The 20,836-nt window shown below is 71.6% G+C and carries 22 protein-coding genes; 12 read left to right on the top strand and 10 right to left on the bottom strand.

The window, feature by feature from the left end; translation table 11 throughout:
- Positions 1 to 6: 6 nt before the first annotated feature.
- Positions 7 to 411, top strand: a complete 405-nt coding sequence (locus AB0J80_RS26890; protein WP_364710085.1) for a VOC family protein — start codon at positions 7 to 9, stop codon at positions 409 to 411.
- Here the strand turns inward: AB0J80_RS26890 and AB0J80_RS26885 are convergent.
- Together AB0J80_RS26885 and AB0J80_RS26880 are read right to left on the bottom strand one after the other, a co-directional pair.
- Positions 408 to 1,679, bottom strand: a complete 1,272-nt coding sequence (locus tag AB0J80_RS26885; RefSeq protein WP_364710084.1) for a DUF1501 domain-containing protein — start codon at positions 1,677 to 1,679, stop codon at positions 408 to 410. The two genes, AB0J80_RS26890 and AB0J80_RS26885, sit on opposite strands and share 4 nt — an antisense overlap.
- A gap of 4 nt (positions 1,680 to 1,683) precedes the next feature.
- Positions 1,684 to 3,228 carry a DUF1800 domain-containing protein gene (locus AB0J80_RS26880; protein ID WP_364710082.1) on the bottom strand — a complete coding sequence of 515 codons (1,545 nt, stop codon included), beginning with the start codon at positions 3,226 to 3,228 and terminating at the stop codon, positions 1,684 to 1,686.
- Positions 3,229 to 3,343: 115 nt separating this feature from the next.
- Between AB0J80_RS26880 and AB0J80_RS26875 the strand changes: the two genes are divergently transcribed.
- A complete protein-coding gene (locus AB0J80_RS26875; protein WP_364710080.1) occupies positions 3,344 to 4,384 on the top strand; it encodes an ROK family protein in 1,041 nt (346 codons plus the stop codon).
- Positions 4,385 to 4,531: 147 nt separating this feature from the next.
- Complete coding sequence (locus AB0J80_RS26870; protein WP_364710077.1) at positions 4,532 to 6,478, top strand: PPC domain-containing protein; 1,947 nt, start codon at positions 4,532 to 4,534, stop codon at positions 6,476 to 6,478.
- Between the two features lie 12 nt (positions 6,479 to 6,490).
- Here the strand turns inward: AB0J80_RS26870 and AB0J80_RS26865 are convergent, their stop codons facing one another.
- Entirely contained in the window at positions 6,491 to 6,643 is a 153-nt protein-coding gene (locus AB0J80_RS26865) for a hypothetical protein (protein ID WP_364710075.1), read from the bottom strand.
- A 79-nt stretch (positions 6,644 to 6,722) separates the two neighbouring features.
- Between AB0J80_RS26865 and AB0J80_RS26860 the strand changes: the two genes are divergently transcribed.
- Positions 6,723 to 6,875: a hypothetical protein gene (locus tag AB0J80_RS26860; RefSeq protein WP_364710073.1), complete on the top strand. Its 153-nt coding sequence runs from the start codon at positions 6,723 to 6,725 to the stop codon at positions 6,873 to 6,875.
- 247 nt (positions 6,876 to 7,122) lie between these two features.
- On the opposite strand, the gene AB0J80_RS26855 is transcribed toward AB0J80_RS26860, so the two are convergent.
- Complete coding sequence (locus AB0J80_RS26855) at positions 7,123 to 7,455, bottom strand: STAS domain-containing protein (RefSeq protein ID WP_364710070.1); 333 nt, start codon at positions 7,453 to 7,455, stop codon at positions 7,123 to 7,125.
- Positions 7,456 to 7,580: 125 nt separating this feature from the next.
- Here AB0J80_RS26855 and AB0J80_RS26850 point away from each other — a divergent pair, with 125 nt between their 5' ends.
- The gene (locus AB0J80_RS26850) at positions 7,581 to 8,051 is read left to right on the top strand and encodes a peroxiredoxin (RefSeq protein ID WP_364710067.1); all 471 of its coding nucleotides are present in this window, start codon (positions 7,581 to 7,583) and stop codon (positions 8,049 to 8,051) included.
- 3 nt (positions 8,052 to 8,054) lie between these two features.
- Here the strand turns inward: AB0J80_RS26850 and zwf are convergent, their stop codons facing one another.
- On the bottom strand, positions 8,055 to 9,548 hold the full coding sequence (zwf, locus tag AB0J80_RS26845) for a glucose-6-phosphate dehydrogenase (protein WP_364710065.1): 1,494 nt from the start codon (positions 9,546 to 9,548) through the stop codon (positions 8,055 to 8,057).
- A gap of 158 nt (positions 9,549 to 9,706) precedes the next feature.
- Here zwf and AB0J80_RS26840 point away from each other — a divergent pair, with 158 nt between their 5' ends.
- Positions 9,707 to 10,648, top strand: a complete 942-nt coding sequence (locus AB0J80_RS26840) for an exopolyphosphatase (RefSeq protein ID WP_364710063.1) — start codon at positions 9,707 to 9,709, stop codon at positions 10,646 to 10,648.
- Positions 10,649 to 10,678: 30 nt separating this feature from the next.
- On the opposite strand, the gene AB0J80_RS26835 is transcribed toward AB0J80_RS26840, so the two are convergent.
- On the bottom strand, positions 10,679 to 11,185 hold the full coding sequence (locus AB0J80_RS26835; protein WP_364710061.1) for a VanZ family protein: 507 nt from the start codon (positions 11,183 to 11,185) through the stop codon (positions 10,679 to 10,681).
- A 288-nt stretch (positions 11,186 to 11,473) separates the two neighbouring features.
- Positions 11,474 to 12,274 (bottom strand): DUF1775 domain-containing protein, encoded by an 801-nt coding sequence (locus AB0J80_RS26830; protein WP_364710059.1) that lies wholly within the window; start codon positions 12,272 to 12,274, stop codon positions 11,474 to 11,476.
- Between the two features lie 80 nt (positions 12,275 to 12,354).
- Between AB0J80_RS26830 and AB0J80_RS26825 the strand changes: the two genes are divergently transcribed.
- The 5 genes from AB0J80_RS26825 to AB0J80_RS26805 all read left to right on the top strand — a co-directional run bounded on the left by AB0J80_RS26825 (position 12,355) and on the right by AB0J80_RS26805 (position 16,915).
- Positions 12,355 to 12,564, top strand: a complete 210-nt coding sequence (locus AB0J80_RS26825) for an RNA-binding S4 domain-containing protein (protein WP_364710056.1) — start codon at positions 12,355 to 12,357, stop codon at positions 12,562 to 12,564.
- 147 nt (positions 12,565 to 12,711) lie between these two features.
- Positions 12,712 to 14,085, top strand: coding sequence for a sugar ABC transporter substrate-binding protein (locus AB0J80_RS26820; RefSeq protein WP_364710054.1), 1,374 nt, complete (start codon positions 12,712 to 12,714; stop codon positions 14,083 to 14,085).
- A gap of 18 nt (positions 14,086 to 14,103) precedes the next feature.
- Entirely contained in the window at positions 14,104 to 15,060 is a 957-nt protein-coding gene (locus AB0J80_RS26815; protein ID WP_364710051.1) for a sugar ABC transporter permease, read from the top strand.
- Positions 15,057 to 15,941 carry a carbohydrate ABC transporter permease gene (locus AB0J80_RS26810; RefSeq protein ID WP_364710048.1) on the top strand — a complete coding sequence of 295 codons (885 nt, stop codon included), beginning with the start codon at positions 15,057 to 15,059 and terminating at the stop codon, positions 15,939 to 15,941. Before AB0J80_RS26815 ends, AB0J80_RS26810 begins: the two co-directional genes overlap by 4 nt.
- A gap of 107 nt (positions 15,942 to 16,048) precedes the next feature.
- On the top strand, positions 16,049 to 16,915 hold the full coding sequence (locus AB0J80_RS26805) for a hypothetical protein (protein ID WP_364710046.1): 867 nt from the start codon (positions 16,049 to 16,051) through the stop codon (positions 16,913 to 16,915).
- 120 nt (positions 16,916 to 17,035) lie between these two features.
- On the opposite strand, the gene AB0J80_RS26800 is transcribed toward AB0J80_RS26805, so the two are convergent.
- On the bottom strand, positions 17,036 to 17,404 hold the full coding sequence (locus AB0J80_RS26800) for an FKBP-type peptidyl-prolyl cis-trans isomerase (protein WP_364710044.1): 369 nt from the start codon (positions 17,402 to 17,404) through the stop codon (positions 17,036 to 17,038).
- A gap of 157 nt (positions 17,405 to 17,561) precedes the next feature.
- On the opposite strand from AB0J80_RS26800, the gene AB0J80_RS26795 reads away from it, so the two are divergent.
- Positions 17,562 to 18,491, top strand: coding sequence for a lytic polysaccharide monooxygenase (locus tag AB0J80_RS26795; protein WP_364710042.1), 930 nt, complete (start codon positions 17,562 to 17,564; stop codon positions 18,489 to 18,491).
- A gap of 25 nt (positions 18,492 to 18,516) precedes the next feature.
- On the opposite strand, the gene AB0J80_RS26790 is transcribed toward AB0J80_RS26795, so the two are convergent.
- Both AB0J80_RS26790 and AB0J80_RS26785 read right to left on the bottom strand, forming a co-directional pair.
- Positions 18,517 to 19,722 carry a helix-turn-helix domain-containing protein gene (locus tag AB0J80_RS26790; RefSeq protein WP_364710040.1) on the bottom strand — a complete coding sequence of 402 codons (1,206 nt, stop codon included), beginning with the start codon at positions 19,720 to 19,722 and terminating at the stop codon, positions 18,517 to 18,519.
- A gap of 57 nt (positions 19,723 to 19,779) precedes the next feature.
- Positions 19,780 to 20,685 (bottom strand): TIGR03619 family F420-dependent LLM class oxidoreductase, encoded by a 906-nt coding sequence (locus tag AB0J80_RS26785; RefSeq protein ID WP_364710037.1) that lies wholly within the window; start codon positions 20,683 to 20,685, stop codon positions 19,780 to 19,782.
- Positions 20,686 to 20,836 lie beyond the last annotated feature (151 nt).

The following is a 20,836-nucleotide window of genomic DNA, read 5'->3' as shown; positions in this document are numbered from 1 at the left end:
CGCAGGATGACGGAACGGAAGGTGCGGCAGCTGCGGCTGGTCGTGGAGGCCGAGAACTTCGCCGAAGCGGTGGCGTTCTACCGGGACGTGCTCGGCCTGCCGGAGGAGGCGGCGTTCGAGGGTGAGGGCGATGCCCGCGTGGTGATCCTCGACGCCGGGCGGGCCACGCTGGAGATCGCCAACCCGGCCCAGAAACGCATGATCGACGACGTCGAGGTCGGGCGGCAGGTCGCGCCGCGCCTCCGGGTCGCCTTCGAGATCGACGACACCGCCGCCCGGGCCCGGGAGGCGACCGCGGCCGGTGCCACGGAACTGGCCCCGCCGACGGTCACGCCGTGGCGCTCCCTCAACGCCCGCCTGGAAGCACCGGCCGGCCTCCAGGTCACCCTGTTCCAGGAACTGGACTCCTAACGCGCGGTGGCCAGCCCGAACGACGCCGGCGTCACGCCCGGGAAGACGTCCGCCAGCGAGCCGAGGCCGCAGCGCTTCTGCAGGATCTCGCCGATCACGGCGCGGTAGTCGGTCGTCGCCGCCAGGTCGCCGTCGACCAGCGCACCCGGCGCCAGGCCCGGCCAGTTCGCGTACACGGTGCCGCCGCGCACGCCGCCGCCCATGAGCAGCATGGCGTTGCCGTGGCCGTGGTCCACGCCCTTGGAGGCGTTCTCGGCCACGCGTCGGCCGAACTCGCTGACCGTCACCAGGGTCACGTTCGCCATGCCGTCCGGACCGAGGTCCGCCGCGAACGCCGCCAGCGCCGTCGCCGTCTCCGCCAGGTTGTCGTACATCCGCTGGCCTTTGACCGCGGTACCGAGGCCCTCGTGCATGTCCCAGTCGCCCGAGTCGACGGCCGCCGCGACCAGGCCGGCCTTCGCCTTGATCAGCCGGGCGACGTCACGCAACGCGGTGCCCAGCGGGGTCTTCGGATACACCGCCCCGTTCGCCGGGGTGTACGCGGTCGCCCGCACCGAGGCCGTCGCCGTCAGCGCCGAGTCGGCGGCCAGCGCCGGCGCCGCGAGCAGCTCGGGAGCCGACTGGTACATCCGGCGCAGCGCCGCCGTCATCGGGCGCTTGGCGCTCTCGCCGGCGACGGTGAAGCTGTCGACCGTCGCCATGGAGACGTCGGTGGTGGGACCGGCGAGCAGCCGGGCCGGCATCGCGCTGCCCAGCGACACCCCGGCCAGCGGCCCGGTCGCGCCGGTGAGGCCCAGCATCCGGTCCAGCCAGCCGCTGCGCACCGAGGTGCCCGCCGCCGCGCGTTCCATCTCCTCCATGGCGGCGAAGTGGGAGCGGGTCGGGTTCGGCTGGCCGACCGCGTGCACCGCCGCCAGGCTGCCGTTGTTCCACAGGGGCAGCAGCGGGGCCAGCGCCGGGTGCAGGCCGAACATGGCGTTGCCGCCGATGACCTGGCTCTTCGGCAGGGCGATCGAGGGCCGCGCCCGGTAGTAGTCGGCGTCGCCGATCGGGGCGATCGCGGAGAGCCCGTCGAAGCCGCCGCGCAGCGAGAGCACGACGAGGGTGTCCCCGGTGTAGGCGCCCGCCGCGAAGGCCAGCTGCGTGGAGAGGCCCTCGCCGACCAGGCCGGCCAGCGCACCCGCCGCACCGGCCGCGAGGCCGCGGCCGAGCACCCCCCGGCGGGTCAGGGTCTTGATCTCGTCGCAGCCACACGTCGTTGCGGTCATCGGGTCACCTCAGCTGGAAGGTCGGCGAGTCCAGGACGAGAGCGACCAGGTACGGCAGGCTGCCGGTCACCGACGTGTCCTTGGCGGTCAGAGAACTCGTCGGCAGCTTGCCCGCGACGCTGAGCACGGCCGCGACATGGTCGGCGGGAAGCCTGGTGCCGGTCAGCCGGACCGCCAGCGCGTCGACGAGCCCGCCGTACGTGGGAGGCAGGACGGGCACGAGGGCCTTGAGCATGTCCGCGGGGCGGGTGAGCTGCTTGGGGTACCAGCCGGTGGCCAGGTTGAGGTGGGTGTTGCAGCGCAGCAGGAACGCCGACGGGGACGACCAGGCGGCGGCGATGTCCGGGAAGCCGTTCGGCGGGGCCCAGCGGAACGGGGCGTTGCCGGCGTTGACCAGCGCGTTGTAGAGCGCGTCGAGGCCGGCGGTGCCGGAGGTCTCGGGGCCCAGACCGAGCGCGCGGACCGTGGCGGCGAGGTCCTCGAACGGCGTGCGGACCTTGCGGCCCACCGACGCGGCGAACTCGGGGGAGGTGAAGAGCGCCCTGAGGACCGGGGCGACGGCCGTACCGTTGTCGAGATACACCTTGGCGAGCCGGGTGACCAGCGACGCCGGGGCCTCGTCGGCCACGAAGCGCACGCACAGTTTGGTCGCGATGCGCTCGGCGGTCGCCGGGTGGGTCGCGAGGTGGTCGAGGAACGCCAGCGCGGCCGCCTCGCCGCCCTCCGCCGTGGCGTTCGGGTGGCTGAAGCCCAGGATGGAGACGGTGCCCGTGGCGTGCTTCGCGGCGCTGTAGGTGTAGAGCCCGGTCGAGCCGACCGTCAGCCCGGTCAGCAGCCGCGCCGCCGCCTTCACGTCGGCCTCGCTGTAGATCATGCCGACGGTGTGCAGCTCCATGAGCTCGCGCGCGTAGTTCTCGTTCGGCTGCTTCTTCGTCGACGTGCGGTTGTCCAGGTACGTGAGCATCGCCGGGTGGCGGGCGGACGCCTTCAGCATGTCGGCGAACCGCCCGAACGTGAAGGCCCGGATGACCGACGTGTCGTAGTCGCTGCGGCTGTCCCAGACGCCGCTGGACGGGGCGGTGACGTGCAGGTGGTTGCTCCAGAACGCCGCCACCGTCTCGAACAGCTGCCGGTTGCTCCAGATGGCGCGGGCGACCGTGGCGCGGCCCAGCTGGCCGAACGCTTCGTAGGAGTGCACGGGCAGCTTCGCCCGTACGGTCGTGATGCCGGCGCCGGCCAGCGGCAGTCGGGTCAGCAGCGCGTCCAGCTCGCCGTCCGGGATGGCGGCGGGGTCGAGCTGGCGGTCGAGCCAGCCGGCGACGCCGAGCCTGGCCGCCTCGGCCAGCGCGGCCGGGGTCGGGCCGTACGTGGCGCGGCGCAGCAGGTGGGCGATCGGGTCGGCGCAGACGAGGTCGGTCACGGCCGCGGGCGCGGCGGCGGCGGGCGCGGCCAGGACCGTGTCGACGGCCAGGGCCCCCACGGCGGTGGCGGCCACGGCGGCGGCGCCACCGAGCACGGCGCGGCGGGTCGGCTGAGGCATCGTCTGCATGCCCGGCTGTTCGGCCCGTGCGGCCGGGCCCGTCGCTCCCGCAACCGCCGGCTCCCGAGCCGCAATCCGCGCGCACCCGTCGCTTCGGCGCCCGGGAAAACGTACGCTCGCAGGTGTGGATCAGATCGATGTGGTGAGGACCCCCGCCTCGTGGGTCGTGGTGGGTCTGGACAACGGCGGCACCTGCAACAACGCGACCGTCCTGGACGCGACGGGACAGTTTCTCGTCGATCGGCTCGTGGAGAACCCGAGCCGGGTCCAGGAAGGGCCGGAGTCGGCCGTCGAGTCGCTCGCCGAGGCCTTCACCGGCATCCTGACCATGACCAGCACGCCCGTGAGCCTGGTGCGCGCGGTCGGCCTCGACACCCCCGGCCCGGCCAGCGCCGACGGCGTCATCTCCTCCAAGGGGTCGACGAACTTCTCCCAGGTCTCCTGGCACGGCTTCGACATCCGCGGCGCCCTGGAGGCGCGCATCGGCCTGCCGGTGATCTACAACAACGACGCCAACGCCGCGGCCCTGTACGCCCACCACCGGCACTTCGGCCCGGACGCGGCGAACCGGTCCTCGGTCGCCGCGATCGTCGGCACCGGCCTGGGCGGCGGCGTGGTCGAGGCGGGCAAGGTCATCGGCGGTGCCGCGGGCATGGCCGGCGAGCTGGGCCACGTCCAGATCCCGCTGCAGGGCGTCCTCGAGCAGGACCAGCCGATGCCGGTCTGCAACTGCGGCTTCGAGGGCGACGTGGAGAGCATCGCCTCGCTGACCGGCATCACCAAGAACCTGCTGCCGTACTGGCTCGCCAAGTTCCCGGACCACCCGCTCGCGGGGGAGGAGATCGGCAAGGCGGCCAAGCTGCTCCGCGGGTACGGGGAGAAGGACGACCCGCTGGCCCTCGCCGTGTTCGGGCAGCAGGCCCGGGCCATCGGCAAGCTCTTCACCATCGCGGCGAACTTCACCGACCCGGCCGCCTACTTCCTTGGCGGGGGAGTGGTGGAGGCCGCGCCGCACTTCCGCCAGTGGTTCCTCAACACCGTGCGCGAGCACACCCAGCTGCGCCGCGAACAGCAGGCGGCGTCCACGTTCGCGCTGGTGCCCGACCTGGACATGGCCGGCGCGCGCGGCGCGGCCGTCGCCGCCCTGGAGGCCGTCTCGGCCTGAAAGTCCGGTGTGGACGGCCGGAAGGGCATCCTGACCGCCACAGGTGTTACCGATCATTGACAACGCTAGATATTGATCAGCCTCTTCAGTAGCGTCGCTGTTGCCGTCCGTGGCGGGGGCCCGGACGCGCTGAAGGGGGATAACCTGATGCGACGTAGCATCGCGACCGTCGGAGCGGTCGCGCTCGGGCTCGCCACGCTCCTTCCGGGTGTCGCGCAAGCCGCTCCGAAACCGTCCGACCCGGGGCTCAGCCCCGCCGACAAGGTCTCGCTGGCCGCCGGGATCCCGGTCGCGCCCAAGGCCGCCCCGGGCGCCAAGCCGGCCGGGCCCAACCCGTTCCTCGCCCTGCTGCCGGACGCCGCCAAGGCCGACTACAGCGGCTGGGCGAACTACCTGAAGAAGCAGGCCACCAGCAAGGCCGCCGCCCGGCTCAAGGCGCAGGGCGCGTCCTCGGCCGCGGCGAAGGCCGCCGCCGCGATCGCCGTCGACGAGGACGAACCCGACGGTACGTTCGGCGCCAACGACAACCCGGCCTCCGCCCAGCTGATCCAGAACTTCGGCACCGGCGCCAAGCAGAACCCGGCGATCCGCATCCTCGGCTCGCTCGACCCCGAGTCGGTCACCGCGGAGAACCGCGCCGCCACCCCCGAGGACGACGGTTCCATCCCGCTCGCCGGCGAGACCGGCATCGGCGAGGGCCGCGCGGCGATCGTCACCTCGGCCGAGATCGGCGACGGCCCGCACGGCTCCGCCGGCACCGGCACCAACGACTTCGACTTCTACAAGCTGACGGCGACCGCCGGGCAGACCGTCACGGTCGACACCGACACCCCCACGGGCGCGCTCGACACCCTGGTCGCGCTGTACACGCCGGACGGCACCATCGTCGCGTCCAACGACGACGCCGACGGCTTCGACAGCCTGCTCACCTACAACGTGCCGGCCTCCGGGACGTACTACGTGGTCGTCGCGGCGTACAGCGGCCTGCCCGCCGACCCGTTCGACCCGGCCAGCGGCGACGGCGGGGCCAGCGAGGGCCCGTACACGGTCACCATCTCCGCGGCCTCGGCCGACAAGGACTTCTTCGCCGTCAAGCTCAAGCCCGGCGACGTCCTCGGCGCCTCGGTGAAGGGCGCGCCGTCGTACCTCACGGTCTACGACACCGACCCGCGCGAGGTGCACGGCTCCAACCAGGACGCGTCGTTCATCTACCCGATGGACAGCAAGCTGCCGGGCGGCGGCAAGGCGGTCACCGACTACGTGGCCACCAAGGCCGGCTGGCACTACATCGGCGTGTCCGACGGCAAGGGTAGCTACGACATCACGGTCGAGGCCTACCGCCCGCCGCTGCAGGGCGACAAGCCCACCCAGACGCTGTACCTGGACTTCGACGGCGCCCGAGTCAACACCGGCGTCTTCGGCGGCACGGGCAACGTCACGCTGAGCCCGTTCTCGGCCTTCCTCGCCAAGTGGGGCATCCCCCGCGCCCAGGAGGACGCCGTCATCGACGCCGTCGTGGCGACCGTCACCGAGAACATCAAGCAGGACCTCATCGACAGCGGCCTCAACAGCCGGTTCAAGCTGAAGATCCTCAACAGCAAGGACGACCCGGACCCGTGGGGCCAGAAGAACGTCAGCCGGATCATCATCGGCGGCACCATCGCCGAGTCCGGCGTCAGCACCATCGGCATCGCCCAGAGCATCGACCCGGGCAACTTCGAGACCGAGGAGACCGCCCTGGTGCTGCAGGACGTGCTCAGTGACACGGCCGGCGGCCCGGCCTCGCTGAACACGTACCTGACCGACGCGAGCGACCGGGTCGCCTTCGTCGGCCAGGCGGTCGGCAACGTGACCGCCCACGAGGCGGGCCACTTCTTCGGCGACTGGCACACCGACAACGCCGACGAGACCCCCAACCTCATGGACGCAGGCGGCGCCAACTTCGACGTGCTCTTCGGCGTCGGCCCGGACGGCATCGGCGGCACGGCGGACGACACGGACGTCGACTTCGGCGACAGCCGCTTCAGCCCGGCCGAGGGCTTCGTCGGCACGGAGGACACCCTGGGCCGGATCGTCTTCGGCCTCACCAGCTGAGGCGAACCTCACTCAGCGAGTCGCGGGCCCGTCCGGAGCGATCCGGGCGGGCCTTCGCCTCGCCACCAGAACCAGCGCCAGGACACCTCCGGCGACCAGCGCCAGGATCGCCGCGTCCTGGAGGCGGCGCCACATCAGGTACGCGTACAGCCGCCCCTCGGGCACCGGCGTCACCGTGTACCTCTGACCGGGGGAGCCGGGATCGAGAGCGCACTCGAGCCGGTGTGGTCCCGGAGCGGTGGCGGTGAATGTCGCCGTCCAGGTCCACAGCGTGTCGTCGGTGGCCGGTTCGACCCAGTGGATCACCGGGCGGGGTGCCGACATCGCGGAGGCGCCCGCCACGGTGCAGCGGCCGGCGTCCGGGGCGATGGTCGGCCGGGTCGCCCAGATCGCATAGCGGCCGGCCGCCCGACGGCACGTCCACGACCGAGTCGCCGCGGAAGGACAGTTGCGTCGGCTCCCGACGGTCCCAGATCCGGTCCCGGACGGCCGGTACGGCGGCCACCGGCCCGGTGAGGCCGGTCAGGAGAAGCGCGCCGCAGAGCGACCACAGCAGGACGCGAGCCTGTCGTCTCCTCATGCGGTCATCGTCGCGCGCGACCGGCCGCCACGCGCCGGGCGAGCGGCCGCTCTGCCCGTTGGTCTCAGTCTTTCAGCGCGGTCTCCACGTCGGTGTGCAAGGACAGGAAGTCCGTGAGGCCGAGGGTGTCGAGCAGCCGGCGGAGGAAGCCCGACGGCGCCGCCAGGCGCACCCAGCCGCCTCGTTCCATGGCCCGGCCGTGCGCGGTGACGAGCACGCCGACGCCCATCGAGTCGCAGAAGTCGAGGCCGGCCAGGTCGACCACGACGTGGGGGCTGGGCCGCTCCACGAGGCGGCTCAGGTTGGCCTTCAGGGAGGGCGCGGTGTCGATGTCGAGCGAGCCGCGCAGCGTCAGAACGGCCGTGTTGGGTGGGTGGTGCGCGACCGAGACCTGCATGGGGGTGTCGCTTTCGTCGGGGGCGGGCAGGGGTCAGCCGTGGGTCGTAGGGACGCGGAAGGTGGTGTCTCCACCCTAGGCGAGCGGTCCCGCATGGGCGAATTCAGTCGCGTACCGTTGACCGCGTGACGATCGACACTGGTGACTTTGCCCCCGACTTCACCCTGCCCGACCAGCACGGGGAGCCGCGCCGGCTCGGCGAGCTGCTCGCCGCCGGTCCGGTGGTGCTCTTCTTCTACCCGGCGGCGATGACCACCGGGTGCACCGCGGAGGCCTGCACCTTCCGGGACCTGGGTGCGGAGTTCCGTGAGGCGGGTGTGCAGCGGGTCGGGATCAGCCGGGACGCGGTCGACCGGCAGAAGGAGTTCGCCGACCTGCACGGGTTCGACTACCCGCTGCTCTCCGACGCCGACGGCGCGGTCGCGAAGGCCTACGGCGTCAAGCGCCGGGTGCCGCTCGGCCCGCTCAGCATGAAGCGCCTGACGTTCGTCATCGACACCGACCGGACGGTGCTCGAGGTCATCCACAGCGAGCTCAGCATGAGCGCGCACGCAGAACGGGCCCTGGCGACTGCCAGAGCCCGTGCGAAGCGGTGAGGCTTACAGCTCGTTGCGCCACTTGCGGCCGCTGCGGCCGATGAGGCGGTCGGCGTCCGTGGGGCCCCAGGAGGCCGCCTCGTATGTCGGGATGGGCGACGGGTCGTTGGCCCAGTGCTCGATGATCGGGTCGACGATGCGCCAGCACTGCTCGACCTCGTCGGTGCGGATGAACAGGGTGGGGTCGCCGAGCAGGGCGTCGAGCAGCAGCCGCTCGTAGGCCTCCGGGGACTCCTCGCGGAACGTCTGCTCGTACGAGAAGTCCATGCTGGCCGTGCGCACCCGGAACGAGTGGCCCGGGACCTTGGCGCCGAAGCGCAGCGAGATGCCCTCGTTGGGCTGGATCCGCAGGATCAGCGCGTCCGCCTCCAGCTCGGTGAGCTGGTTGGTCGGGATCGGCAGGTGCGGCGGCCGCTGGAACTGCAGGGCGACCTCGGTGACCCGGGCCGGCAACCGCTTTCCGGTACGCACATAGAACGGCACCCCGGCCCACCGCCAGTTGTCGACGTTGAGCCGCATGGCGGCATACGTCTCCGTGCGCGACAGCGGGTCGACGCCGGTCTCCTCGCGGTAGCCGGCCATCAGGTCGTCGCGGGTGCCGCCGCGGGTGTACTGGCCGCGCACCGCCAGGTCGGCGATGTCGCGGTCGGTGGGCAGCCGGATCGCCTGCAGCAGCTTGACCTTCTCGTTGCGCAGTCCCTCGGCGTCGAACGAGGCGGGCGGCTCCATGAGCGCGAGCGCGAGGACCTGCAGCACGTGGTTCTGCACGATGTCGCGCATGGCGCCGGCGTGCTCGTAGAAGCCCCCGCGGGTGCCGACGCCCAGCGTCTCGGCGACCGTGATCTGCACGTGGTCGACCCAGGAGCGGTTCCAGATGGGCTGGAAGATGGCGTTGGCGAAGCGCAGCGCCAGCACGTTCTGGACGGTGTCCTTGCCCAGGTAGTGGTCGATGCGGAAGACCTGCGGCTCGTCGAAGGCGGCGTGCACGATGCCGTCCAGCTTGCGGGCGGTCTCCAGGTTCTTCCCGTACGGCTTCTCGATGACGAGCCGGGAGAAGGAGTCCTCGTGCGCGTGGTTGAGCCCGGCACCGGCGAGGCCGTTGATGACCGGCTCGAACGCCTCCGCGGGGGTCGAGAGGTAGAAGATGCGGTTGCCCGACGTGCCGCGGGTGGCGTCCAGCTCGTCGAGGACCTCGGCGAGCCGCTTGTACGTCTCGGGGTCGTCGTAGCCGCCCGATACGTACCTGATTCCGCCCTGAAGCTGCGGCTTGTCCGCCAGGCTGCGGCCGCCGAGGGCGCTCTCGGCGAACTGGTGGTCCTCCATCGGGGTGCGAGCCACGCCCACGAGCGCGAACTCGGCCGGCAGCCGGTTGTGCCGGGCCAGGCTCTCCACCGCCGGCAGCAGCTTGCGGCGGGTCAGGTCGCCGGACGCGCCGAAGATCACCAGCGTGGCGGGCGGCGCGTTGCGGTCCTGTACGAGCTGGGGAACGTTGTCCATCGTCTGGTCTTCCTCCGACCGCGTTCGTGAGCTTCCACCGGAACTTTACGCAGCGCGACCACCCTTCGGATCAAACCGGTACGCGGATGCGACCAGGGCCATAGCCTCAAAAGTGGCAAAATGGGAAGTAAGCCGCCGCCCGGCAGAGGGAGAAGCTCGTGAAGTACCGTCTCGTGACGCGCAGTGACATGGACGGCCTGGTGTGCGCCGTGCTGCTGAAGTTCATGAACGTCATCGACATCGACGACATCAAGTTCGTGCACCCGAAGGATGTCCAGGACGGCACGGCAGACATCACGGAACGTGACATTCTTACCAATCTGCCGTACCACCCCAAGGCTCACCTGGTCTTCGATCACCACTTCTCCGAGACGCTGCGTAACGAAGGTGACCGGCCGAACCACATCATCAACGCCAGCGCCCCGTCGGCCGCGCGGGTCGTCTTCGAGTACTACGGGGGTGCCGACCGCTTCCCCGAGGTGCCGGACGACCTCATGCGCGCCGTCGACCAGGCCGACTCGGCCGACTACACGATCGACGACATCCTCAACCCGACCGGCTGGACCCTGCTGAACTTCATCATGGACAGCCGCACCGGCCTGGGCCGCTTCCGCGAGTTCCGGGTGGCGAACTTCGACCTCATGCGCACGCTCATCGACGCGTGCATCCAGATGGGCATCGAGGAGATCCTCAAGATGCCCGACGTGGCCGAGCGCGTGGACATGTACCGCGACTCGTCCGCCATGTTCGTCGAGCAGCTGCAGCGGGTCTGCCGCATGGACGGTGACGTCGTGATCGTGGACCTGCGCGACGAGGAGACCATCTTCGCCGGCAACCGCTTCATGGTCTACGCGCTCTTCCCCGAGGCGCGGGTGTCGGTGCACATCATCTGGGGTTTCAAGAAGCAGAACACCGTCTTCGCCTGCGGCAAGTCGATCCTCGACCGCACCTCGCCGGTCAACATCGGCGAGGTCATGCTCCGCTACGGCGGCGGCGGCCACCAGGCGGCCGGCACCTGCCAGGTCGCCCACGAGGATGCCGAGCGGGCCCAGCACGAGATCATCGAAGCCCTCAAGTCGCCCCGCACCGTCTCCGTCTGACCCCACGTTCCCCGCGCGTTCGCGCCGGCGTCACCGAGACGGCGGTACGAACGCTTGCCGGCGCTGCCGGCGCTCGGCGGCGGTCAACGACAGCCAGGCCAGCGGTCCGCCGATGACGGCGCCGATCGTGTTGTTGATCCAATCGCCGGAGTCACACGAGCGGCCGATCGCGGGCACCGCTGCCTGCACCGCCTCCACCACCACCGACAGCCCGGTCCCGGCGAGCACGGCCAGGACCGGGCGGCGGGTGGCCACGCCTGCCAGCAGCACCGGCGCGACGAAGAGCAGGATGTTCGCCAGCGACTCGGGGCCGGTCAGCGTGGGGAGCTCCCAGCGCACCTCGCAGCGGGCGAAGAGCTCGCGGTCCTGCGGCACCAGGGTGAGCAGTGCCAGCGGCAGCATCGAGGCCGCGGTCAGCACCCAGGCGATCCTCGGCCGGGTCACCAGCCAACTGCCTGCCAACGGCCCGGCGAGGATCAGCAGCACCAGGGCTGCTGGTGCGATCCACCGGTGTTCGACCAGGAACGTCGAGATCATCCGCAGCGGCCCGGCATCAGGTCGGGCTCGGTGCGGCGACCGGAGAGTTGATCGAACACGGGTTCACTCTAGAGGAGGCAGGCACCTGGCGGATCGTGCAAGCTGCGGTCCGCCAGGATCGCCAAGCGGCTCACCCGGCCGGATAACAGGGGGGCGGGAAGCCGAACCTTCCCGCCCCGCCGTACGCAGGTCGTGGGTCTTGCCCTTGACCCCACCCGCATGTCGTGGTCCGCGCCCCACGCGCTTCATCACGACAGGCCCGCGCCCACCTGCGCGGGACATCTCCCTCTACTCCTCCGGGCCGTCCTTGTAGCTCCACGCGGTCACCCGCGGTGCTCCCGCGCCGACCAGTTCCTTCTTCACCTCGGCGGGCGTGTCGCCCGAGTCGGGGCGCCGGCGCGAGCGCAGAACCGCGACCGCCGCGGCGGCCACCGCCAGGGCGGCGATCACCCAGCCGGCGATGGTCCAGAAGCCGGGTCCGTCGTCGGCGGCCTCGGCCAGGGCCGCGAAGGTGGCGGCGTCGGCGTCGGTGTCGCCGGCGGTCGTGCCGCCGTGCCCGGTGTGGCCCGCTGTTGCGTCGCCGGGGGTGAGGCCCAGCACGACCGGCGGCATCGGGGCGCCCTTGGCCGGGTCGGCGTACGTCGGCTGCAGGGTGAACGTCATCTGTGTGCCGGTGCTCGGCATGGGCCCGATCGAGACGGTCAGATCGGCGGACTTGCCCGGCGGCAGCGTCTTGCCGGGCATCGCGATCCAGGTGATCGACCCGGTCGTCTCCGTCACCATGGTGCCGTGGATGCTGGGCAGCGCCGTCGCCAGCTTCCGGCTCGCGATCTGCGGAGCCCAGTCGGGCTGCGACAGCGGGTACACCTCGGCGACCGGCAACTCGGCCGGGAGCACCAGCTTGACCCGGGTGATCGGGCTCTGCCCGGTGTTCGTCACCCGGAACGCGAGGTTCTGCCCCGTGCCCTGCGGCACGGCGGCCGGGCTCACCGTCGCGTCGGCCGCGGCCGGGGCGGCGAGGCCGAGCACGCCCGCGGCGACGGTGGCGGCGAGGACGCCCGCCCGGCGGTGCTTCTCGAGTCGAGTCACGCCCGGTAGTTCGGCTGCCGCGCGCGAATGGTTCAACGCCTCGCGGAAATTCTTCGGCGGCGATGGCGGATGATGGTCGCATGCGTGAGGTGGCGATCGGCGGAGACATGATCAGACTCGGACAGTTCCTCAAGCTCGCCGATCTCATCGACACCGGCGGGGAGGCGAAGGTGCTGATCGCTGTCGGCGACGTGACGGTCAACGGAGAGGTGGACACCCGGCGCGGACGGCAGCTGTTCCCGGGCGACGTGGTGGCCGTGCGCGGCCGGGAGGCGAGGGTGATCGCTTGAGGACGGTCGCGCACACTTAGACGCCCGTTTATGCAGCGGTGCGTGATGAGCTGTTGACATCGTGTCGATCACAGGCATCTACTGAGTCCGGAGTGTTACCCGCGTCACAGTTGTCGGATTCGATGTCCGCCTCGCCGGGGAGGCCTCATGGCTCGCGCGCACGTCCGCTCTGTCCTGTCCGGGACCGCCGCTGCTCTGCTTGCGGCAGCGCTGGCCGGTTGCGCGGGGTGGGGCGGCGGTGGCGGGGGATCCGGCGGCGCGAACAGCATCGACGTACTCATGGTCAACAACCCGCAGATGATCGACCTGCAGCGGCTGACCGAGGCGAACTTCACGAAGCAGACCGGGATCAGAGTCAACTTCACGGTGCTGCCGGAGAACGACGTCCGCGACAAGATCAGTCAGGAGTTCTCCAGCCAGGCCGGGCAGTACGACGTCGCCTCGCTGAGCAACTTCGAGATCCCGATCTACGCCAAGAGCAAGTGGATCGCCCCGCTCGACGACTATGCCAAGACGGACACGGCGTTCGACCAGGCGGACATCCTGCAGCCGATGACCGAGTCGCTCTCCGCCGAGGACGGCAGGCTCTACGGGGAGCCGTTCTACGGTGAGTCGTCGTTCCTGATGTACCGCAAGGACGTGCTCGACGCGCAGGGCATCCAGATGCCCGCGAAGCCGACGTGGCAGCAGGTCGCCGACATCGCCGCCCGGGTGGACGGCAAGCAGCCCGGCATGGCCGGCATCTGCCTGCGCGGCCAGCCCGGCTGGGGTCAGATCTTCGCCCCGCTCACCACCGTCGTGAACACCTTCGGGGGTACGTGGTTCGACGCCGACTGGAACGCCCGTGTCGACGCCCCCGAGTTCCAGCAGGCCACCCAGTTCTACGTGGACCTGGTACGCGCGCACGGCGAGACCGGCGCCCCGCAGGCCGGCTTCACCGAATGCCTCAACAACCTGGTCCAGGGCAACGTCGCCATGTGGTACGACGCCACCAGTGCCGCGGGCTCGCTGGAGGCCGCCGACTCGCCGGTGAAGGGCAAGATGGGCTATGTCGCCGCGCCGGTCGTGAAGACCCCGAGCTCCGGCTGGCTCTACGCCTGGTCCTGGAGCATCCAGCAGGCGAGCCAGAAGAAGGACAACGCCTGGAAGTTCATCTCCTGGGCGTCCAGCCGGCAGTACGAGGAGCTCGTCGGCGGCCAGCTCGGCTGGTCCCGGGTGCCCGCGGGCAAGCGCGCGTCCACGTACAAGAACGCGGACTACCTGAAGGAGGCGTCGGCCTTCGCCAAACCGACCGAGCAGGCCATCTCCAGCGCCGATCCGCGCAATCCCGGCGTGCAGCCGCGCCCGGCGATCGGGATCCAGTTCGTCGACATCCCGGAGTTCACCGACCTCGGCACCCAGGTCTCGCAGTACGTCAGCTCGGCGATCGCCGGTCAGATGAGCGTCGACGAGGCGCTGCAACGCGGCCAGCGCCTCGCGGACGACGTCGCCGAGCGCTACCGGTCCCGTGAGAACGGCTGATCAGGACAGGAGACGGCTATGACATCCGTGGCCGAGAAGACCGAAGCCGGACCCGCCGGCGCGCCCACGACCGCCACGGCCCGCCGCGCCGCCGGCTGGGCCCGCCGGGCACCCCTGATGCCGGCCCTGATCTTCATGATCGTGGTGACCCAGCTGCCGTTCGTGGCGACGCTGGTGATCTCGTTCATGGACTGGAACGCGTACTACCCGGACGAGATCGGCTTCGCCGGGGTGGACAACTTCCGCCGGGTCTTCACCGACGTCAACATGCGTGACGCGGTCTGGACCACCATCCTCCTCACCGCCGGGGTGGTGCTGCTCAGCCTGGTCCTCGGGCTCGGCATCGCGCTGCTGCTGGACCGCAAGTTCCGGGGCCGCGGGGCGGTGCGGACCATGATGATCGCGCCGTTCCTGGTCGTGCCGGTCGCGGCTGCCCTGCTGTGGAAGCACGCGCTGTACAACCCGGAGTACGGCCTGTTCAACGGTGCCCTGACCTGGATCTGGGGCCTGTTCGGCTCGGACAACCCGCCGCAGCCGGACTGGATCAGCAACATGCCGCTGTGGTCGGTGATCTTCGCGCTGGTCTGGCAGTGGACGCCGTTCATGATGCTGATCCTGCTCGCCGGCCTGCAGGGACGCCCGCTCGACGTGGTGGAGGCGGCCCGCATCGACGGCGCCAGCAACTGGCAGATCTTCCGCAGCATGACCCTGCCGCACCTGCGCCAGTACCTCGAGCTCGGCGCGCTGCTCGGCTCGATCTACATCGTGCAGAACTTCGACGCCGTCTTCACGATCACGTCCGGCGGGCTTGGCACGGCGAACCTGCCGTACACGATCTATCAGATCTTCTACCAGGCGCACGACTACGGCCGGGCCTCCGCGGCGGCGGTCGTCGTGGTGATCGCCACGATCGCCATCGCGACGTTCGCGCTGCGGACGGTCTCGTCGCTGTTCAGGGAGGAAACGGGCCGATGAGCATCACCGACACCGCGCCGGTCCCGGCGACCCGCGACGAGCGCGGCGAACCGGTCAAGAAGCGCAAGGAACGCGCCGGGATCTGGCTGACCCTGCTGGCATGGGTGGTCGGCATCCTGTTCGTGCTGCCGGTCATCTGGATGGTGCTCACCTCGGTGCACAGCGAGGCGAACGCCGCCCAGAACCCGCCGGCGGTGTTCGCGCCGCTCACCCTCGAGGGCTACCGCGAGTTCTTCTCCGGCGGGGCGAGCCCGTGGCCGCCGCTGCTCAACTCCCTGACCGCGAGCATCGTGTCGACCGCGCTGGTGCTGCTGCTGTCGTTCCCGGCCGCGTACGCGCTGTCCATCAAGCCGGTGAAGAAGTGGACCGACGTCCTGTTCTTCTTCCTGTCCACCAAGATGCTCCCGGTCGTCGCGGGCCTGCTGCCGCTCTACCTGTTCGCCCAGAGCACCGGCCTGCTGGACAACATCTGGCTGCTCATCGTCTTCTACACCTCGATGAACCTGCCGATCGCGGTCTGGATGATGCGCTCGTTCCTGTCCGAGGTGCCGGTCGAGATGCTCGAGGCGGCGGCGATGGACGGCGCGGGGCTGTCGAAGACGCTGCGCTCGGTGATCGCGCCGGTCGTCATGCCCGGCATCGCGGCGACCGCGCTGATCTGCTTCATCTTCAGCTGGAACGAGCTGCTCTTCGCCCGGGTCCTGACCGCCACCGTCGCCGAGACCGCCCCGGTCTTCCTGACCAGCTTCGTCACCAGCCAGGGCCTGTTCCTCGCCCAGCTGTGCGCCGCCGCGTTCGTGGTGTCGCTGCCGGTCCTCGTGGCCGGCTTCGCCGCCCAGGACAAGCTCGTGCAGGGCCTGTCGCTGGGATCGGTCAAATAGCCTCCGCCCTGCCCCCGGAAGGTGGCCGGCCCCGCGTGCGGGACCGGCCACCGATTTTCTCCGGGCGTCGGCGGAACCGGACCGCCTCCGGGTACGTCGGAAGGGTCATGACGACATTTCGCGGCCTGCGGGCGGCTGCTGCCGCCGCCACCCTGGTTCTCCTCGGCGCCTGCGCCCAGCCGGTCGCCGCCGACGAGAGCGTGGCCGGCTCGCCGCCGGTGAGCGACGGTGACGCTCTGGTGCTGCGGGTACGGCAGACCGGTGGCTTCGTCGGCCCCGACGCGCTCGCCGGGCGCCTGCCCGAGGTCAGCGTGTACGCCGACGGCCGGATGATCTTCAACGGCCCGACGACGGCGATCTATCCCGGTCCGGCGCTGCCGAACGTGCTCGTGCGGAGCCTCTCGGCGGAGCAGGTCACCCAGCTGACCCGGCAGGCGGTGACGGCGGGCGTACGGCCGGGCACCGACTTCGGGCAGCCCGGCGTGGCCGACGCGACGACCACCGAGGTCACGGTGGTCACGGACGCGGGTGAGCAGACGGCCGGCGCCAACGCGCTGCGCGAGGCCCTGCCCGATGACCCGGCGCTCACCGCGGTGCAGAAGCAGGCCCGGACCAAGCTCATCGGCTTCCTCGACGAGCTGGACAAGCTCACCTCGGGGACGGGCGCGCAGCCCTACCGGCCCGAGACCCTGGCCGCGGTCGTGCGCCCGTACGTGGACAACACCGACGCCCTGCCCGGCCGGCCGGCGGCGATGCCGTGGCCGGGACCGGCTCTGCCCGGCGAGCCGCTGGCCGAGGCGCAGAAGCTCGGCTGCGTCACCATGACCGGCGAGCAGCGCGACGCCGTGCTGGCGGCAACGAAAGAGGCGAACGCGAGCACGCCGTGGAGCTCCGGTGGCAATGGCTGGACGGTCACCTTGCGTCCGCTGCTGCCCGACGAGACCGGCTGCGCGGACCTGAAGGCGGCGCGATGACCCCGATCGGAGAGCCGTTCGACCCGTCCCAGCACTCGCCGCGTCCCGCCTCGGACCCGGACAGAAGCGAGCCGGGACAGGCGACGCCCGTCCCGGCCCGTGCGGCCTGCCGGCCGTGGCTCAGCGCACGCCGAGCAGATCCACCACAAAGATGAGGGTCTCGTTCGGCTTGATGACGCCGCCTGCGCCGCGAGCGCCGTAACCCAGGTGCGGAGGGATGGTCAGCTTGCGGCGGCCGCCCACCTTCATGCCGGCCACCCCCTGGTCCCACCCGCTGATGACCTGCCCGTCGCCGAGGCCGAACTCGAACGCCTGGCCGCGGTTGTACGACGCGTCGAACTCCTTGCCGGAGGAGAACGCGACGCCCACGTAGTGGACGCTGACCTGGTGGCCGGGCTTCGCCTCGTCGCCGTCGCCGACGATCAGGTCTTCCACGAGCAGCTCGGCCGGCGGCTCACCGGTGATGGGGCCGACGTCGGGCTTTTCCATGTGTCCTCCTGTGTCGATTCCTTGGGGCCAGACCATGCAACCACAGCGCCGTGTACTTTCGGGCAGCGCCACTCGTGACGGTGAACGATCCGGGGCTGAGCTGCGTAGTTTGCGTCGTGGGCCGCTCCGCCCACGCGGGTGCCGCCGAGGAGGTCGCATGAGGTCCGTCCGCCGTACCGCAGCTCTCGCCGTCGCCGGCGGGATCGCCGCGGCCGCGACCGTGCTCCCGGCGGTGCCGGCGCTCGCCCACGGTGCGCCCACGTCGCCGATCTCCCGGACGGCCGCGTGCGCCGCCGGCGGTGAGCGTACGGGCACCGCGGCATGCAAGGCGGCCCTGGCGGCGAACGGCAGGCCCTTCGGCAGCTTCGACAACCTCCGGGTGCCCAACGTCGCCGGCAAGGACCGTCAGTTCATCCCCGACGGCAACCTGTGCAGCGGCGACCTGCCCGAGTTCCAGGGCCTCGACCTCGCCCGCACCGACTGGCCGTCGACCAAGGTGACCGCGGGCAGCACCCTCGACGTCACGTACGCCGGGACCATCCCCCACGAGGGCTCGTTCCGCCTCTACCTGACCCGGCAGGGATACGACCCGGCCAAGCCGCTGAGCTGGGGGGACCTCGGCTCGCCCCTGGCCGAGATCAAGGACCCGCCGCTGCGGGGCGGCTCGTACCGGATGAGCGTGAAGCTGCCCAAGGACCGGTCCGGGCGGCACGTGCTCTACACGGTGTGGCAGACCTCGAGCACGCCGGACACCTACTACTCGTGCTCCGACCTGGTGGTGAAGGCGGTCGCCGCCGCGGCCGCGCCGACGAAGAAGCCCACTCCGAAGACGTCCCGCTCGGCGGAGCCCGGGGCCGTGGCGGTGCCCCTGGACGCGCAGAGCCCGGCGGTCGCGGCGGCGCCCAAGGCCGAGCACGAGTCGTGGCTGAGCCCGGCCGCCGCCCAGGCCGACGACCGGGTCGAGCTCGGACACCAGATCGTCATCGCCGCGCTCATCGTCATCACCGGCGTCACGGCCGGCGCCGGGTTCATGCGCCTGCGCGCCGCCCGGGCCCAGGTCCACCGCTTCGGCCCGCCGCACCGCTGACGAGCGCCGCGCCGCTGATGAGTGCTCAGCCGACCTGCATGCGCTCGCACAGCCCGCGTAGCTCGGTGCCGCCGGCCTGCCTGCGGGAGCGGTCCAGCAGCGCCCGCGTGGTCTCCCGGGCCACGGACGACGTGTGCAGGTGCTGCGGAGCGAGCCGTTCGGCGATGAGCAGGAAACGGATCGCCTCCCGGTCGCGGCCGCGCAGCCGGGCCAGCGCCCGGGCCGTGTCGGCATAGAAGAAGACCTGCCGGAACCCGGCCGGGACGGCCGCCGGGTCGGTGCTCCGGGCCACCTCCGCCGCACGGCCGGGGTCGCCGCCGTCGACCTCGATGCCGATCCGCCAGATGCCCACGTTGGTCGGCCCGAAGTACAGGCCCATCGTCGTGGTCTCGCCGGTGCGCCGGGCCAGCGCCGCCGCGTCGGCCGCCCAGGCCCGGCTGTCGTCCGGCCGCCGGGCGCCCCGGGCCGCGTACGCGCACAGCAGCTGCAACGAGCCGAGCACCTCCGCCCCGCCCGGCCGTGCGGCGTACGGCTGCAGCTCGTCCACCGCCCGCCCGGCCAGGACGAGTCCGCGGTCGTACGAGCCGCAGGCGGTCGCCGCGCTCGCCCTCGCGTACGCCGCGTACCCCCGCAGCACCGGGTCGTCGGCGGCGTCGGCGGCGTCGCGGCACCGCTCGGCACCCAGCCATGCCTCGGCCGGATGCCCGAGGTTGCGCAGCACCGACGAGGCGATGAAGGCGATGTCGCACAGCAGCCGCAGCGCCCGCTCCCGGTCCGGTCCGGCTGCCGCGGCGTGCAGGCCGCGCAGTAGGTCCGGGGTGAGACGCGCCGTCCCCGCATAGTCGCAGGCCTGCCGCAACGTGTCGACCAGGGCGAGGGTGCGGGCCAGGTCGGCGACCGGGGGAGCGGTCCGCTCGGTCGGCTCGTCGAGGTCGATGTCGACCAGGGCCTGCCGGATGCCCTGCACGGCGGCGTGCGCGGCCACCGCGGCCCGGTCGGCGGCCGGCACCGGTGTGCCCGCGAGGTCCGCCGGTGCGCAGTCCAGCGCCCCGGCGATATCCGCCAGCACGAACCTGTTGTCCGCGGCCTGCAGCCCCCGTTCGATCCGGCTCCAGGTCGCGTGCGAGATGCCGGCCCGGCTGGCTGCGTACCGGATGCTCCAGCCGCGGAGCAGGCGGCGGGCCCGGATGCGTTCGCCGATGGTGGGGTCCGCGGAGGGTCGTGGCGTCATGGGGCGACCGTAACGACGGCGGCGCCGGGGGTGGTGCATCCCTGTACCGGCGCCGGCTCAGCCCGCCCGCATGAGGTCGAGGAAGCGGCCGGCCAGGTCGAGCATCTCGTCCTGGGTCGTCACCGTGAGGGTCAGGTCGATGAAGACCTCGTCGGCCGCGGCGGCCTTGGCGTAGTCGGCGATCTGCCGCAGGGTGCCCATCGCCGGCACCCGCGCCGGGTCGGCCGGGGAGCTGGTCAGCCGCGGGTTGAGGCGCTGCACGATGCGCAGCGGGGTGTCGCGGCCGTACGCCTCCGCCTCGGAGGTGATCTTCTGCCACAGCGACCTCAGGTACGGCAGCGGCAGACCGACGGCGAGCCAGCCGTCGGCGCGGCGGGCGATGCGTCCGGTGGCCTGCGGCGTCAGGCCCGCCAGCAGGATCGGGGGCCGGGGTCGCTGCACGGGCTTGGGCAGGATGCGGCTCGGCGGTACGCGGAAGAGCGGCCCCTCGTGCCCGACGACCTCCGCACCCCAGATCTCCTCCAGCACGTCCAGGGTCTCGTCCAGGCGCGCACCCCGGCCCTCCCACGGCACGCCGGTCGCCGTGTACTCGTCGCGCAGCCAGCCGAGCCCGAGGCCGACGTCCAGGCGGCCGCGGCTCAGCACGTCAAGGGTGGTGAGCGTACGGGCCAGCAGCACGGGCGGGTACCAGAGGGCGTTGAGCGTGCTGGTGCCCAGCCGGATCCGGGAGGTGCCGGCTGCGGCGAAGGTCAGGGCCGTGAGCGGATCCAGATACGTCGCCATCTCGGCCGGCATGGTGCCGTCGCCGCCGGGATAGCGGTCACTGGGTTGCAGCGGGGCCAGGATGCGGTCGCCGGTCCAGAGGCTGTCGAAGCCGAGGCTCTCCGCGGCGCGGCTCACCCCGGCGACGGCCTCGGGAGCCGTCAGCGGGCCGTAATGAGGCAGGTTGAGGCCGATACGCACGGACTGTCCCTCCGGGGAACCGCGAACACTGTGGACGGACACCCTAATGTGATCGGATCCCCGACAGCTCCGCCGGGTACGCATCCCAGGGTGCCCGTCCTCCGGCACTAGGGTCGCGCCCGGATCCCCCGCGATGCCCGGGTCAATAGCG

Origin of the sequence: Actinoplanes sp. NPDC049548, assembly GCF_040676695.1 — a bacterium.
Taxonomy (GTDB): domain Bacteria; phylum Actinomycetota; class Actinomycetes; order Mycobacteriales; family Micromonosporaceae; genus Actinoplanes.
The sequence above is the reverse complement of the archived record's forward strand: the minus strand, read 5'-3'. Positions and strand labels throughout refer to the sequence as shown.